The sequence below is a fragment of the Desulfoplanes formicivorans genome, from assembly GCF_001748225.1.
In the GTDB taxonomy this organism is placed as follows: Bacteria; Desulfobacterota; Desulfovibrionia; order Desulfovibrionales; family Desulfomicrobiaceae; genus Desulfoplanes; species Desulfoplanes formicivorans.
In genome coordinates this window covers 50,801-65,077 of the sequence record NZ_BDFE01000008.1, presented here as the reverse complement: position 1 = coordinate 65,077, position 14,277 = coordinate 50,801, and the positions used below count along the sequence as shown (strand labels likewise).

Genomic DNA, 14,277 nt, shown 5'->3' with positions numbered 1-14,277 from the left:
CAACCTTCCAAGACACAGACCTTCTCTCATCATGGCCAAAAAACATATCACTCCCCGAGCCCTGTTTGCCGACGCCCAAGGGCAAATCTACGATCATCCCCAATTGCTCATGGTGTGCCGGCGGGGCAATCAGATCACCCTGCCTCGTCCCGACGAACTCATCCCCCTGCCTGCCGAGAGTGATCTCTACTTGCTGCCCGGACGCGACGCCCTGGGATTCGATCCGGAAACAGGCTGCATGGAACGCATTGAACAGGGAACCGCTGTGGCCGGATTTGTCTGCCCTTCCTACACCCTTTCGGCCACCACAGCGTACCAGACCGCCAGCCAGGATGCACCGCATCTGCCCCTTTTTGCCTATGGAGCCATCGGGTATGCCCAAGGAAAATTCTGGGTGACAGCCAAGCAGGTGGATACGGACAAACGCCAGGTCTTTTGCAACATCCCCTGTAAACGCATTGAAGATGGCGCCAAGCGGCTCATGCGTCAATTCCCGGATAACCGGCTGGTCACCCATCTGGCAAAATGCGCCCTGACCTACGGGTGTCCGGCAGCCAAGAATTTCGCCCTGGGACGATTCGAAGCCCCTTTGCCCACATCCAGAACATGCAATGCCCGGTGTGTGGGGTGCATTTCCCTGCAACCCGAGGACTCGGGATTCCCGTCTTCCCAGAACCGCATCACCTTTCGCCCCACCGTTGAAGAAATCTGCCAGGTCATGCTCCACCACAACTCGCGGGAAAAACGTGCGGTATACTCGTTTGGTCAGGGCTGTGAAGGCGAACCCCTGACCGAGGCCGCGCTTCTGGAACAAGCCATTGCCACCTTCAGGGCCCAAGGTGGCACAGGAACAGTGAACATCAATACCAACGCCAGCCGTCCGGAAACCATGGCCCCCCTAGCCAGGGCAGGACTTTCGTCCATTCGTGCGAGCATGAACAGCGCCAGGGAGGACCTGTATAACGCCTATTACCGTCCCGCGACCTTCTCTCTGGCCGACGTCAAGGCAACCATTTGCCAGGCCAAGGCCCACGGTCTTCACGTTTCCTTAAACTATCTCTTTTTCCCGGGAATCAACGACACCGAGGCCGAACTGGAGGCGTTGACCGGTTTTCTCCACGACACCAAAGCCGATTTCATCCAGATGCGCAACCTGAGTCTGGACCCGGAAATTTATCTTTCCCGTCTGCCCCAAGGGACTGACAGCCCGGTCATGGGGCTTAAAAACTTCATGAAACGGATCAGGAAAAATTGTCCTTGGGTGAACTTCGGATATTTCAACCCCTATCTTGGGAAGTAATGCATCATGGATTCAACAGACCACCCCACGTTTTCAACCCCGTTCTATCCGGTACGCATTTACGAGACCGACCCCGGGGGAAAAGCAACCATCATCACCCTGATCAACTATTTTCAAGAAGCAGCAGCCCAGCACTCCCGGCAACTGGGATTTCATCCGGACAAACTCCGGGAATTCGGAGTGGGCTGGGTCATGTCCCGCCTGAGCATCCAGGTGCAACGATATCCAGAGGCCGAAGAGATGATTCGTGTGACCACCTGGCCCCGATCTCCCAGGCACAAGACAGCCTTCAGGGACTTTATCCTGGAAGATGCCAAGGGGGGTATTCTGGCACGAGGTACCAGTGCGTGGCCGGTCATGGACCTGGAAACCCGGACTATGACGGATCTTCCTCCATTGCTTGCCCAGATGCTTCCCCACCAGGGAGCCACAGCCCTTGAGTTCCCCTCCCGCACGGTACCCAAGCTGAAAGATCCCGCCTACCGGGTTTCCCATACCCCGGATTTTTTTCACCTGGACATGAACGGCCATGTCAACAACGTCCACTTTGTGACCTGGGCCCTGGAAGCCATGCCCTGGGAATTTCGCCGCACTCATGAGCTCACCATGCTGGACATCGTCTTTCGCGGCGAGATCCGCCAGGACGACGTTATCACGGCAGACTGTGCCCCCGCAGAAAATAATCCCCAGAGCTGGTTGCACAGTCTGTCCCGAAAGGCTGATTGCATGGAAACAGCCCGCGCTCTTTCCAAATGGCGTCAGCCAGCACCATGACATGTAGCTGATCACTCAATACGCAAACAGCCCGCTGTCCTCATGAGGACAGCGGGCTGTTTGCTGTTCATACGTGCTGATGCGCGCCTATTTTCCGGCCATCATGGCAGCAACATCGCTCTCGACATCCCCGATGGGTTTGATGTCAAAATGTTCCACAAGCACCTTGGCCACATTGGGAGAAAGAAATCCGGGCAGGGTGGGTCCAAGGCGAATCCCCTTGACGCCCAAGGCCAGCAGGGCCAGGAACACGGCCACGGCCTTCTGCTCGTACCAGGCAATGTCATAGGAAATGGGCAACTCGTTGATATCGTCCAGCCCGAAAACCTCCTTGAGCTTCAACGCAATAACAGCCAGGGAATAGGAATCATTGCACTGTCCGGCATCCAGGACGCGGGGAATGCCGCCGATATCGCCCAGATTCAGCTTGTTGTACCGATACTTGGCACAGCCGGCCGTGAGGATGATCGTATCCTTGGGCAGGGCTTCGGCCACTTCCGTGTAATAGCCTCGGGTCTTTTGACGACCGTCACAACCGGCCATGACCACAAATCGCTTGATGGCGCCGGACTTGACCGCTTCCACCACCTTGTCGGCCAGGGCCAGAACCTGATGATGGGCAAACCCGCCCACGATCTTGCCGGTCTCGATCTCGGTGGGCGGATCACACGTCTTGGCCTGCTCGATGATTGACGAAAAATCCTTGACCCCGCCTTCACCCCGATCGGGGATATGGGGAATGCCGGGGTATCCGGTCATACCGGTGGTGTAGATCCGGTCATTATAGGTATTCTTTTTCTTGAAAGGCACAAGACAGTTGGTGGTCATGAGGATGGGGCCATTGAAGGATTCGAACTCCTCATTCTGATGCCACCACGAACCGCCGTAGTTGCCCACAAAATGGTCGTACTTCTTGAAAGCGGGATAATAGTTGGCCGGGAGCATCTCCCCATGGGTATACACATCCACGCCCGTGCCCTCGGTCTGTTTCAGGAGTTCTTCCATATCCTTGAGGTCATGGCCGCTAATAAGGATGCCGGGATTGTTCCGCACGCCAAGGTTCACCTCGGAAATCTCGGGATTGCCATAGGTGGTCGTATTGGCTTCGTCCAGAAGGGCCATGGTCTTGACGGAAATATCACCGGCCTTCATGACCATGGCAACCATCTCGTCCACGGACAGCTCCTTGGTGGTAGAGGCCAGGGCCTCCATGTAAAAATCAAAAATTTCCTTGCTGGTGAATCCGAGCACGGCGGCATGATCCCCGTAGGCGGCAATACCCTTGAGCCCGATAACCAGAAGCTCACGCAGGGAACGCACATCCTCATTGGCCGTGGACAGCACGCCTACGCTCTTGGCCTTTTCAAAAAATTCCTCGGGGCTGTCCGAAGTCCAGGTGGCGGCATCGGGCAGTTCCCCTTCCAGGGCATCGGGATGGGCAGCCAGGATACGGTCCCGAAGTTTGTCTCGCAGCTGCAACCCCTGCCTGACCATGGCGATGAACCGGTCATCATCCCAATTGGCATTGGTGATGGTCATGAACAAGGCCTGACCGATGAAATGGGCTTCAGCGCCAACATCCATGCCCAATGCACGCGCCTTTTCTCCATAAACGGCAATGCCCTTGGTCACGAAAATGAGAAGATCCTGAAGATTGGCGGTTTCTTCCACCTTGCCGCACATGCCGCGAACGGTACATCCCTGATTTTTAGCGGTTTCCTGACACTGAAAACAAAACATGGTCCTTCCTCCTGGTTATAGGGTCACGGTTGTGTTTGTGTGTTGGGGACACACTACCGCATGGACGCGCATCCTCCTTGACCTGGGTCAAGTCGAGACAGGATTCCCGCAACCATTCGTTATGCGTATAGCATATAAAGAGGAAAAAACAATCATCATTCAGGAGTGTGACACGGTTTGGAAACAGTCAACAAGGTGTTTTTTGGCCGTGCTAGTCAAGAACATCAAACCGATCAAAACTCATGGACAAACCTGCCCGCCCCTGAGTGGCAGAGCGCAGAGCCGTTGAAAAGCCAAACATCTTGCGCAGCGGTGCTAGGGCCCGAACTGTTTTCTGACCACCCCGGTCGAACATGTTCTCGATCCGGGCACCTTTTGTCCCCAGCAGGGAAATGCACTCACCCACAAATTCCTCGGGAACGCCAATTTCCACGGCCATGATCGGTTCCAGGAGCAGTGGATCGGCTTTGGTCAGGGCCTGTTTGAGGGCAGATACCGCAGCCATGCGGAAGCCTACGTCAGTACATCGCTTGTCTGTATTGGGTATCTCCATAATCCTTACGCGAACGTCCTGAACGGGATAGCCCTTGAGCACCCCGCTTTGGAGTCCGTCTTCAACCCCCTTGACCGCCGCATCCAGAAAGGCGGCCGAACAGGTTGCTTCATCCACCTCGCTGACAATACGATTGCCCGTACCCCGCTCCCGGGATTCCACGGCCAAACGGACATGTCCGTAATGCCATGTATCCCCGAGTTCCTTTTCAAAAACCGCTTCGGCCTGACCGGTTCCCCGGACCGTCTCCTGGAACACCACCTGGGGATTGCCCGCACGCATGCCTACCTTGAACTCACGCCGCAACCGTTCCTGAACCACATCCAGATGGAGCTCACCCATGCCGGAGAGAATAATCTGATCGGTATCCTTGTCCCTGTCCGCAATCAGGGTGGGATCTTCCTGCAGAATCTTGTCCAAAGCCTGGATGAGTTTTTCCTCTTCGCTGGCGTTCTTGGGTTCCAGAGCCAGGGAAATGACAGGCTTGTACGCGCTGATCTTTTCAAGGATGAGGGGATCATTCCGGGAACACAGGGTGTCGGCTGTGCGGGTGTGCTTCAAACCTGCTGCAGCCACGATCTGTCCGGCACGGGCCTGGGACAGCTTTTCCCGGTGATCGGCATGAAGCACAAACAATCTGGCGACTCTCTCGTCCACATCCTGGGTGATATTGTACACGGTCTGCCCCGCCTCAATGGTGCCGGAATAGATGCGCAGGAGAACCATCTTGCGGCCCGAGGCCATGCTCACCTTGAAAGCCAGGGCCGACAGCGGCTCCTTGGATGACGGACGAAACGCCTTGGCATGTTTGGTTGTGGGGTCAATTCCCTGGGCGGGATGCACATCAAGAGGAGAGGGCAGATACCGGTTCACCCCGTCCAAAAAGGGCTGAACCCCGATGTTCTTGAGAGCCGATCCCGCGAACACGGGAACAAAATCCATGGCCAGGGTGCCCTTGCGAACGGCCTGGTGAAGCACTTCCACAGGGATGTCGTCGCCCCCGAGATACGCCTCCATGATGGCGTCATCCTGCTCGGCAAGGATTTCAAGGGCCCTTTCCCGCCAGGGCAGGGCCACCTCTTCACCGGCCTGGTCCAGGGGAAGCAACGTGTATTCCGCCCCCTGCGTGTCCTGATCAAAAACAATCATGCGCATGGAAAGAACATCAATGACCGCCCTGAAATCCCCTCCCTCGCCAACAGGAATCTGCACAGGCAGAGGCACGACATCCAGCTTGGTTCGCATGGACTCGAGCACGGCGGCGAAATCCGCGCCTGCACGATCCATCTTGTTCACAAAGGCGAGTTTGGGAATGTTGTACTTGGCGGATTGTCGCCACACGGTCTCGCTCTGAGGCTCAACCCCTCCCACACCACAGAACACCCCGACCGCTCCGTCAAGGACCCGCAGGCATCTGTCCACTTCAATGGTAAAATCCACATGCCCCGGGGTATCAATGATGTTGATCTGGTGATTGTCCCACCGGCATGACGTACACGCCGACGCAATGGTAATCCCGCGCTCCTGCTCTTCCGGCATGAAATCCATGGTCGCGCTGCCGTCATGCACCTCGCCCATGCGATGAATGCGCCCGGTATAAAACAATATGCGCTCGGTCAGAGTGGTCTTGCCAGCATCAATGTGGGCAATGATTCCGATATTGCGAAGTTTTTCAAGATATGCGTCATGAGAGGCCATTGATTTCCTCCTGAATTGCAGCAGAATCGCCATGCCAGGTCACCGTGGACAGGGTGAACGTCTGCAACGAGATCCCGGGCCAGAACCATCCGCCTTCCTGGCCCGGACCGAATGCCGGAGTGGACAGGGGAGAAGCAAGACGTTCCGGGTGCGGAAGGTACAACGCCCCGAAATCTCGTTCAATGAACACGTCAAAAGGATCATCATGCTGCACGTAATGGTCGTCCAGATTACCGGGAACCGCCCCCCCCACATGCAGCCGAGCCCCTTGCAGCGTCCAGGCAATGGTTTCCAGATCCCAGGCCACATCAGGATCAAACCATATCCCCGCTTGAGGGCGCCCACCTGACCACAGGTCTCTGCCGGGCAGAGGGTCAAGATCGGGTGCGCCCAGACAGCAGATCTTGCCCCGGGGTCCATAGGCCTGTGGGACATGCTCGATCACCCAGGCCAGATCTTTTGTCGTGGCAGCCAGCACGGTTTCCTGGCCAGCCAGTTCCATGGCCACGAGTAACGGGGCCGGAAAGGAGATGGCCCCGCTGGTTTCACGAACAACAACAACATGCCTGGTCCCGGCAAGCAGCATGGGCAGAAGCAACGCCAGCAGCTGACCGGGAGCAGCAAAGGTCTCGCCGAGGATGACAAGACCCCAGTCAAGAGGACGTTCGCTCCGGGTAGTGACAAATCCCTGATCCCAGCAAATGGTTTCAGCCCGTCTGCACTGCCTGTTTCTCCCCCAAAAAAGATAAAGTTGGGCGATCCATTTTTTGAGAACACTGCGTTTGGCTGCCCCCAAGGTTGCATAGGCTTCGGCAAACAGCGTGTCCTCGATCTGCAGTTTTTCCAAAGAGTGCGATAGATCCATAGTGGCTCCCTGCCAGGTGTCAGAAACAAAAATAGCGGCTTTCGCCGCTATTTTGTATTGCTATTCAGGATAGTTCGTCAATGGATATCATGTCTTGGGAAGCGGTTACAGCCAATCAAACCATTGCTTCCAGCTTCCCTGCTCCCGTTCTTTGACAAGGGTGGATCGTGTCTCCTGATACTTGATATAGGCCTGTTTGCCCCTGGAACGGGCGTACTCGACGATATCCGGAAGTTCCGGAAAATGCTTGACCACATAGTCGTAACGCATCCAGGCAGATTCGTACCGCTCGCTTCGCCAATAGAAATCAGCCACAAAGATTTCGTGCTCGGCAATGTACCGCTTGCACTTGAGGATGTACGTATCTGCCTTGTCGGCATATTCGGTCCCCGGGTATTCCGCCTTGACCCGCCGAAAATATTCCAGGGCTTCGACAATATTGTCCTGGGGCAGATCAATGGATTCGAACTGGTTATAGCTCGAAATGCCGATCTGCAGAAGAACGTAGGGGATGGCCTCGTGACGCGGATGCAGCGACTCGAATTCCTTGTATGTTTCCGAAGCGGCCCGATACTGCTCATCCAGAAAATAGGCATCCGCAAGGCTCAACTCGCCCGCGGTTGTGAACGGACTGAACGGATATCGGTCACGAAGTTTCTGAAAAACCTCGATTGCCCTGCCATACTCCTTTGCCTGCATGGCCTCATTTCCAAGTTCAGCCAATTCCTGGGCCGTGTCCTCGGGCGGTGACAGGAAAAAATAATCAATCACCCCACAGCCGGAGCACAGCATAAGAAGCAGGCTCAGACCAAGCAACTGCGAACATCTTTTAACCATTGAGTTTTTCCAGATAAAGGCTTGCGCTGTGGGCGGCCGTGGCACCGTCACCCACTGCGGTGGCGACCTGACGACAGGTCTTGGCGCAGATATCCCCGGCCGCGAAAATACCAGGAACACTGGTAGCCATGGACATGTCCGTGACCAGAAATCCGCCTTCGTCGCGTTTGAGCATGGAGGGTAAAAATCCGGTAGCAGGCTCCAGACCGATAAAGATGAACGCGCCGCTCACGGGAAGCGTTCTGGACTTTTTTGTGTGCACATCTTCGATCACCAAACCTGTCAACCCGTCATCCCCTTCAAAGGACCTGGGCACGGAATTCATCACCAGTTCAATCTTGGGATGGGCCAGAACCTTGTCCTGATAGATGCGGTCCCCCCGAAAACATTCCCTGCGATGGACCAAATAGATTTTGTTGACGATCTTGGCCAGGTACAGGGATTCCTCCAGGGCGGTATTGCCCCCGCCGATGCAGGCGACATCCTGACCACGAAAAAAATTGCCGTCACACAGTGCACAATAGGAAATACCCTTGCCGGCCAGCCGTTCTTCGCCCTCAATCCCCAATTTGCGCCATTTGGCACCGGAACAGACAACAATGGTCCGGGCCGCGATCCAGGATTCTCCCACCTTGATCTGATGGTTACCGGGTTCGGGTTTGACCTCGAAGACCTCATCATGCAGCCGGTCCATCTCGTAGCCTTCCAAATGGGCGGCAAACAGATCAGCCAATTCATAGCCCTTGATCCCCTGGGGAAATCCCGGGTAATTGTCGATCACTTCGGTGTTGAGCACCTGACCGCCCGGAGCCAGCTTCTCGATCCAGGCCAGCGAGACCCCGGCTCGGGCAAGATAAAGGGCGGCCGTGACTCCCGCCGGACCGCCCCCGATAACAACAGCGTCATAATGTTTCATGACTAGAAGGCCTTTTCGTCGATCATCTGCTTGAGGCTTGTCTTGGAAACGGCACCGGTGACCTGCTCGACCACTTCACCGCCCTTGAAAAGGATCAGGGTGGGAATGGCCCGGATACCGTACTTGCTCGGAGTGGAAGGATTTTCATCAACATTCATCTTCACGATAGACAGCTTGCCTTCATACTCTTGGGCAAGTTCTTCCACCACAGGACCGATAGCCCGACAGGGCCCGCACCAGGGAGCCCAGAAGTCAACCAAAACCGGCAGATCGTTCTGCAATACTTCCGCTTCAAACGTACTATCCGCTACCTGATTTGCCATATCGTTCTCCTTTGGTATGAGGCCGTCCGCACATGACGGATAACGGCATTTCTGTTTTGTTTATGCATGAATTATTGTGAATAGTGGTCCGCCAACTTCCTGTCAACACCCATAGTCCCAAGGGATAGGCTTGCCACGGGGAACAGCTTCCAGGTCCAGGCCGTGAAACAATCCGGCATTGGCCAGTATTTCCCCGTAAAAGGCGATCATTGCTCCATTGTCCGTGCATAACGAAGGCGATGGAAGCAGCAGCGTTTTGTTCCGCCTTGCGGCAACATCCTCCATGACCTTTCGTACCACGGAATTGGCAGCGGCCCCGCCAGCCACATACAATCCCCTGACGTCAGGATATCGGTCCAAGGCACGCTCGGTCTTCACGCGCAGGGTTTCAGCAACTGTCCAGTTAAAGGACGAACACAAACAGGCCATGGCCGTGGAGGGCTCAAACCCGGGCTGGAGCACCGCATCCATGGACGGCATGACCAACTCGGCATGTTTGTGCACATACTGCAACACAGCAGTCTTCAACCCGCTGAAACTGAAATCCAGATTGTCGTTGTGCAGATAGGGCCGGGGAAAAAGGTTGTGATCAGGCGGCGTCCCCTTGCCCAGACGGTCAATATGCTTGCCCCCGGGATAGGGAAAGTTGAGGAGCTTGGCCACCTTGTCAAAGGCCTCGCCAGCGGCGTCGTCAAGGGTTCTGCCAATCAGCTCCACCTCTACGGGAGACCGCATATGATAAAGGTGGGTATGCCCGCCCGATACCAGCAGGCCAATGGCGGGAAAAACCAGCTTATGCTCCAGGCCCGCGACCAGAAGATGGGCTGGCAGATGGTTCACCCCCACAAGGGGTATTCCCCGGCCATAGGCAAACCCCTTGGCAAATCCCAGCCCCACGAGCAGACTGCCGAGAAGACCGGGCCCCCTGGAAACGGCCACGCATTCAATGGCCGAGACAGCAAGCCCGGCTTCCTGCAAGAGCTCGTCCAGGAGGGGATACAGCCACCGGAGGTGTTCCCTGGAAGCCAGCTCGGGCACCACCCCGCCAAATACCGCATGCATATCCACCTGGGAAGCGATGCGCTCGCCAAGGAGTACGCCGTCGCGAACCAGGGCCATGGCGGTTTCGTCACACGAACTTTCAATTCCGAGACAAAGCATGGCTAGCGAGCGGCCTCGGCATGCCTGGCATAGATTTCCTGCACCTTGAGGACCTCATTTTTGGAGCCGACAATCAAGGGAACCCGTTCATGGATCTCCTGGGGTTCGATATCAAGGATGCGTCGATGGCCGTCAATGGCCATGCCCCCGGCCTGTTCCGCGATCATGGCCATGGGCGCGGCCTCCACCAGGTAGCGGAGCTTGCCGTGCTTTTTCTTGGGATCCCTGTTGTCCCGGGGGTACAAAAATATCCCTCCGTACAGCAAATTCCGATGAAAGTCGGAAACCAGGGACCCAATATAACGCATGGAATAGACTTTCCCGTTATGATTGTTGGGCGACTTGAAATACTGGACAGCCTCCTGGGTGGCCTCGTCCCAAAAATCCCAATAGCCCTCATTGACCGAATAGATTCTTCCCTCCTCGGGAATCCGGATATTGGGGTGTGAGAGCAGGAATTCCCCCACACTAGGATCAAGGGTAAACCCGTTGACCCCGTTGCCTGCCGTATACACGAGCATGGTGGAGGACCCATAGATGACATAACCGGCAGCAACCTGCTCGGCTCCCCGCTGCAAGACCTCGCCCAGGGTCACGCTACGTCCGGTCCCGCCTTTTCTTCTGTATATGCCGAAAATGGTTCCAATACTCACGTTGGCATCAATATTCGCGGATCCATCCAGGGGATCAAAGGCCAGAAAATAGTCGCCAACCGGGAAGGTTTCAGGGATTTCGATAAGATCGGCATTTTCCTCCGAAGCCATGGCGCAAAGGACGCCAGCCCGTTCCAAACGGTGAATAAGCACACGATTGGCGTAATCGTCCATTTTGCGCACCTCTTCACCCTGAATGTTCACCTCGCCGGTCTTGCCCAGAATGTTCAGCAGACCAGCCTTGGTCACATCCCTGGAGATGAGCTTGGCCGAAAGAATGATTTCATTCAGCAAACGGGTGAACCGACCCGTTGCCATATCCGATTCCCGCTGGTGCACAAGAAGATGCTCCGTGACAGTGACCTGACGCATAGACCCTCCCTGTTTTTCCATTCCACTTCCTCGACGTTTTGTTCTCGGCAACGCATCCATCCGGTGTTCTTGTCCACAAGAAACCAGACAGGTCCTTGCTCTCGGGAACGTTGTTCTCAGCAGTCACAGACCTCTTACGAGTCTCTGATCTCTGACATGTAGACCAGCCAACTCCCTGCAAAGGAACGGCCGAGCCAGAAAAAATGCTTTCCTTGCACCTCAATCTCACCACTGACCTGATCGGCAAGGCGATCCTGCCACGGTTGGCCGGTCACCCCGGGCATGAAGTCGCCATACCGTCCAGGCCACAAGACGTTCCCCTGACCGTCCAGGATAATCAGATCATCGGCCGACGGAGCAAACCGCACGACCTTGTCCCAGGCAAACAAGGCCACCAGGCAGCCCTTCCATTTGTTATTCTTGAAAAACGGCATGCTCAATGCGATCATCCTGCCGGACGGGCCAGACACGACATGCGCCTTGGGCAGCCGGTGCTCGATATCTCCATGGCACAGGGGCTCATAGTCGATGCTTTCGTCCATGCCAGCACCAGCAGTCCGGCTGGTCAAAACCTCTCCATGCACATTGACAGCCACAATCTGATCGATCCAGGGATATTTGACCAGAAAGGCATCAAACCATGCATCCTCGGGATATTTATCCTGAGTTGAAAAATCGCGTTCCAGCAGGTTGAGTTTTGTATCAACAGGTACAAAGGACGCAGCAAACCCTTGGGGAGCACTCTGCTCATGGGCTTGCACGGTCAAGTCAACTTTGGGAGTGGGATTGATGTATTCCCTGTACCACCGTTTAGAGGTTTTGAGCATGGAACAGCCCAAACAACAGGCAAGACAACAGGTGACAAGCAGAACCTTGCGCATAGATCAAAAACCTCCAGTGCGTTTTCAAATAATTTGATTATTTGCAAATGGTTTTGTAAGCAGTTTACAAAATGTATGAATAAGGGCGTTTTAAAGTTCACGCCAACCCTTTGGGAAACCATTTCCCCTGGATTTCCACCAACCATGGCCCCAAGGGCGAGCGTGGCACAATGCGTGACATGTCCGTTTAACTCTGTTCACCTTGTTTCCCCGACCCGCAAACGTTCAACCGGGGAATGGTGTATCTACTCGGATCCAGCGCACCACCCTCAACTGCACAGGTAGCCGTAACATGTTTATCCTTTATTCCTGTCTGATCGTTCTGGCCTTTGGTATTGTTGACGCAATCATCTTCAAATACATCCAGACATGGGAATCCCGGAGTCTTGCCAAGATTCGCAACAAGGATGACCAACTGACCAAGACCTATCAGGCCATGGTCAAAGAGACCCAGCAGATCAAGGCAAAAGCCGAAGCGCTCAGGCTTGAACGTCAGGCGAACGAACAGGTGCCATCCAGCAAGGCACCGAGAGCCATTGCACAGCCCCGCCAAAATATCGCCCTTCAGCTTGTACAACAGGGCCTTGTCTCCGGCAAACAGCTCAACAAGGCCAAGCAATATCAAAAAAGCACGGCAACGGGCAAACCACTGGAAGAAATTCTGGTGCTCCTTGGCTCATTGGAACAGGAAACCTTGGACGAATTTCTACGCTCCCAACAGGCTGGAATGGTGAACACAGCCTGATCCCGCAAACTTTTTCGGCCGAACCACCCGGCCTTTACCACTCACCCGAGGAGCGATCATGGAAATGATCATCATCGTGACCATTGTCGCGGCTATGCTGTCCATCTGGGGACTTGGCTACGTATTCATCAGCGCCAGAAACAACATTGGCCGACATCAGGCATGGCACATCAAAAAAAAGCAGGAAATGGACCGTAAGTTGCAGAAGCTCAAAGACATGCAGAACCTGTATGAAACGGAAATTCGCAAGTTTGATCACTCATGAATGATCAAACAAGAACCCATCCTCGGTACCAGGCTCTACCTCACGGTACCGGGACGGGCGATCTGCATGCACAAGGACAGGGCAATGTTTCCTATGGGCTATGACTTGGAGCGTTCATCCAGGCGGTCAGCCAAGGCTGAAAGAGTCTTGACCACTTCGTCCGTTTCCTGCCCTGCCAAGGGATCAGAAGGCACGCTGTCGAGGATGCCTGTCTCTTCGTGCCCCTGCGCCAGCCTTTGCCGAGCCTCGTTCATGGCTTGTTCAAGCTCATGACGATCCTGACCCGGAGGGCATGATTTCCACAACTCTTGGTAAATCTCAAGAGCCTGGCTGTATTCTTCCTGCTTCATGAGTAGGTCGGCCATGGTTTTCGTGCGTACATCCGGATCAATGGAAATGGCCTCGACCTCATCGGCATCCTGATCATTTGCGGGTTCGTCTTTTGCAAAACAAGCCGCAGGATCGCCAGAAGGCTCAGAGTCGACAAGGGAAGTAGCCTCTTCCAAGTCACAAGGTTCCCAATGAGCCGTATCCCCTTCAGAAATGCCTTTTTGACCAGGCACATCAATCTCGCCTTCCACCACCTCTGTATCACGAGCTTCAGCAGGATCATCGGTCAAACCCGGAGAAGCAGGAACTTCCTGTAAACCGTTTTCCTGCGTTGCCCCCTGCAGGCTTTTTCCGGCATCCCGGAAGTCGCGGTCTGAACAGGGATCCTTTTCCCGATCAGGGCCCCCGGCAGCAGCAAGCCCTTGAAGCAACTGGCTGCACCCTCTGTCCAAAATATCCACCCATCGCAAGGGGTTGCCCTGCAATGCACTGCGTACAAACCGCAGAGCAAGAAGCAGATCCCGGTCATTGTCCACCTCAAGAGAGTTCTCCCAGGATGTCCAGAATCCTTGGTATCGCCCCAAAAGGCGAATAATTTTTTGGCCTTGCTGGTTGGCCTCATCACCAAGACCCAGGTGGTGCAGCACGTCAAGCAAAAGCAACCGGGCTTCCATGAATTCAGGATGGGCGTTGAGTCCCTGCTCGAGGACACTTCGGGCATGTTCGTACCTGCCCCCGTCCATCAGCATCTTGGCAAAAGGGAAAAAAAGCTTTGATCCGGGCTCAAGAGCCATCATTTCTTCATAAAAACGGATTTTATCCTGCATGATTCTTCCTCCCGACATACGCTGGTGCCATCGAATC

General features: G+C 55.1%; 14 protein-coding genes. 4 read left to right on the top strand and 10 right to left on the bottom strand.

Annotation, left to right across the window (positions count from 1 at the left end):
• Positions 1 to 31: 31 nt before the first annotated feature.
• Positions 32 to 1,300, top strand: coding sequence for a radical SAM family protein (locus tag DPF_RS02925; RefSeq protein WP_069857377.1), 1,269 nt, complete (start codon positions 32 to 34; stop codon positions 1,298 to 1,300).
• A 6-nt stretch (positions 1,301 to 1,306) separates the two neighbouring features.
• Positions 1,307 to 2,074, top strand: coding sequence for an acyl-[acyl-carrier-protein] thioesterase (locus tag DPF_RS02920; protein WP_069857376.1), 768 nt, complete (start codon positions 1,307 to 1,309; stop codon positions 2,072 to 2,074).
• Positions 2,075 to 2,161: 87 nt separating this feature from the next.
• Here DPF_RS02920 and hcp read toward each other — a convergent pair whose 3' ends face one another.
• The 9 genes from hcp to DPF_RS02875 all read right to left on the bottom strand — a co-directional run bounded on the left by hcp (position 2,162) and on the right by DPF_RS02875 (position 12,073).
• Entirely contained in the window at positions 2,162 to 3,814 is a 1,653-nt protein-coding gene (gene hcp / locus DPF_RS02915; protein ID WP_069857375.1) for a hydroxylamine reductase, read from the bottom strand.
• Between the two features lie 211 nt (positions 3,815 to 4,025).
• Positions 4,026 to 6,065 (bottom strand): elongation factor G, encoded by a 2,040-nt coding sequence (gene fusA, locus DPF_RS02910; RefSeq protein ID WP_069857374.1) that lies wholly within the window; start codon positions 6,063 to 6,065, stop codon positions 4,026 to 4,028.
• Positions 6,052 to 6,930 carry a hypothetical protein gene (locus tag DPF_RS02905; protein ID WP_069857373.1) on the bottom strand — a complete coding sequence of 293 codons (879 nt, stop codon included), beginning with the start codon at positions 6,928 to 6,930 and terminating at the stop codon, positions 6,052 to 6,054. The genes fusA and DPF_RS02905 overlap by 14 nt, the downstream gene beginning before the upstream one ends.
• A 105-nt stretch (positions 6,931 to 7,035) precedes the next feature.
• Positions 7,036 to 7,767 carry an outer membrane protein assembly factor BamD gene (gene bamD / locus DPF_RS02900; RefSeq protein ID WP_069857372.1) on the bottom strand — a complete coding sequence of 244 codons (732 nt, stop codon included), beginning with the start codon at positions 7,765 to 7,767 and terminating at the stop codon, positions 7,036 to 7,038.
• Entirely contained in the window at positions 7,760 to 8,683 is a 924-nt protein-coding gene (locus tag DPF_RS02895) for an NAD(P)/FAD-dependent oxidoreductase (RefSeq protein WP_069857371.1), read from the bottom strand. The genes bamD and DPF_RS02895 overlap by 8 nt, the downstream gene beginning before the upstream one ends.
• 2 nt (positions 8,684 to 8,685) lie before the next feature.
• Positions 8,686 to 9,006, bottom strand: a complete 321-nt coding sequence (gene trxA, locus DPF_RS02890) for a thioredoxin (RefSeq protein ID WP_069857370.1) — start codon at positions 9,004 to 9,006, stop codon at positions 8,686 to 8,688.
• Between the two features lie 102 nt (positions 9,007 to 9,108).
• Positions 9,109 to 10,167: a tRNA (adenosine(37)-N6)-threonylcarbamoyltransferase complex transferase subunit TsaD gene (gene tsaD, locus DPF_RS02885; protein WP_069857369.1), complete on the bottom strand. Its 1,059-nt coding sequence runs from the start codon at positions 10,165 to 10,167 to the stop codon at positions 9,109 to 9,111.
• Between the two features lie 2 nt (positions 10,168 to 10,169).
• Positions 10,170 to 11,192, bottom strand: a complete 1,023-nt coding sequence (fbp, locus tag DPF_RS02880) for a class 1 fructose-bisphosphatase (RefSeq protein ID WP_069857547.1) — start codon at positions 11,190 to 11,192, stop codon at positions 10,170 to 10,172.
• A 134-nt stretch (positions 11,193 to 11,326) separates the two neighbouring features.
• Positions 11,327 to 12,073: a hypothetical protein gene (locus DPF_RS02875; protein ID WP_069857368.1), complete on the bottom strand. Its 747-nt coding sequence runs from the start codon at positions 12,071 to 12,073 to the stop codon at positions 11,327 to 11,329.
• A 292-nt stretch (positions 12,074 to 12,365) separates the two neighbouring features.
• Between DPF_RS02875 and DPF_RS02870 the strand changes: the two genes are divergently transcribed.
• Both DPF_RS02870 and DPF_RS02865 read left to right on the top strand, forming a co-directional pair.
• Complete coding sequence (locus DPF_RS02870) at positions 12,366 to 12,818, top strand: hypothetical protein (RefSeq protein ID WP_069857367.1); 453 nt, start codon at positions 12,366 to 12,368, stop codon at positions 12,816 to 12,818.
• 58 nt (positions 12,819 to 12,876) lie between these two features.
• Positions 12,877 to 13,083, top strand: a complete 207-nt coding sequence (locus DPF_RS02865) for a hypothetical protein (RefSeq protein ID WP_069857366.1) — start codon at positions 12,877 to 12,879, stop codon at positions 13,081 to 13,083.
• 98 nt (positions 13,084 to 13,181) lie between these two features.
• On the opposite strand, the gene DPF_RS02860 is transcribed toward DPF_RS02865, so the two are convergent.
• Complete coding sequence (locus DPF_RS02860; RefSeq protein WP_069857365.1) at positions 13,182 to 14,240, bottom strand: hypothetical protein; 1,059 nt, start codon at positions 14,238 to 14,240, stop codon at positions 13,182 to 13,184.
• Positions 14,241 to 14,277: the final 37 nt, after the last annotated feature.

Bases quoted from the DNA above. Each gene is read 5' to 3' on its own strand.
- DPF_RS02925 (WP_069857377.1), top strand. From the start codon at position 32: ATGGCCAAAAAACATATCACTCCCCGAGCCCTGTTTGCCGACGCCCAA.
- DPF_RS02920 (WP_069857376.1), top strand. From the start codon at position 1,307: ATGGATTCAACAGACCACCCCACGTTTTCAACCCCGTTCTATCCGGTA.
- hcp (WP_069857375.1), bottom strand. From the start codon at position 3,814: ATGTTTTGTTTTCAGTGTCAGGAAACCGCTAAAAATCAGGGATGTACC.
- fusA (WP_069857374.1), bottom strand. From the start codon at position 6,065: ATGGCCTCTCATGACGCATATCTTGAAAAACTTCGCAATATCGGAATC.
- DPF_RS02905 (WP_069857373.1), bottom strand. From the start codon at position 6,930: ATGGATCTATCGCACTCTTTGGAAAAACTGCAGATCGAGGACACGCTG.
- bamD (WP_069857372.1), bottom strand. From the start codon at position 7,767: ATGGTTAAAAGATGTTCGCAGTTGCTTGGTCTGAGCCTGCTTCTTATG.
- DPF_RS02895 (WP_069857371.1), bottom strand. From the start codon at position 8,683: ATGAAACATTATGACGCTGTTGTTATCGGGGGCGGTCCGGCGGGAGTC.
- trxA (WP_069857370.1), bottom strand. From the start codon at position 9,006: ATGGCAAATCAGGTAGCGGATAGTACGTTTGAAGCGGAAGTATTGCAG.
- tsaD (WP_069857369.1), bottom strand. From the start codon at position 10,167: ATGCTTTGTCTCGGAATTGAAAGTTCGTGTGACGAAACCGCCATGGCC.
- fbp (WP_069857547.1), bottom strand. From the start codon at position 11,192: ATGCGTCAGGTCACTGTCACGGAGCATCTTCTTGTGCACCAGCGGGAA.
- DPF_RS02875 (WP_069857368.1), bottom strand. From the start codon at position 12,073: ATGCGCAAGGTTCTGCTTGTCACCTGTTGTCTTGCCTGTTGTTTGGGC.
- DPF_RS02870 (WP_069857367.1), top strand. From the start codon at position 12,366: ATGTTTATCCTTTATTCCTGTCTGATCGTTCTGGCCTTTGGTATTGTT.
- DPF_RS02865 (WP_069857366.1), top strand. From the start codon at position 12,877: ATGGAAATGATCATCATCGTGACCATTGTCGCGGCTATGCTGTCCATC.
- DPF_RS02860 (WP_069857365.1), bottom strand. From the start codon at position 14,240: ATGCAGGATAAAATCCGTTTTTATGAAGAAATGATGGCTCTTGAGCCC.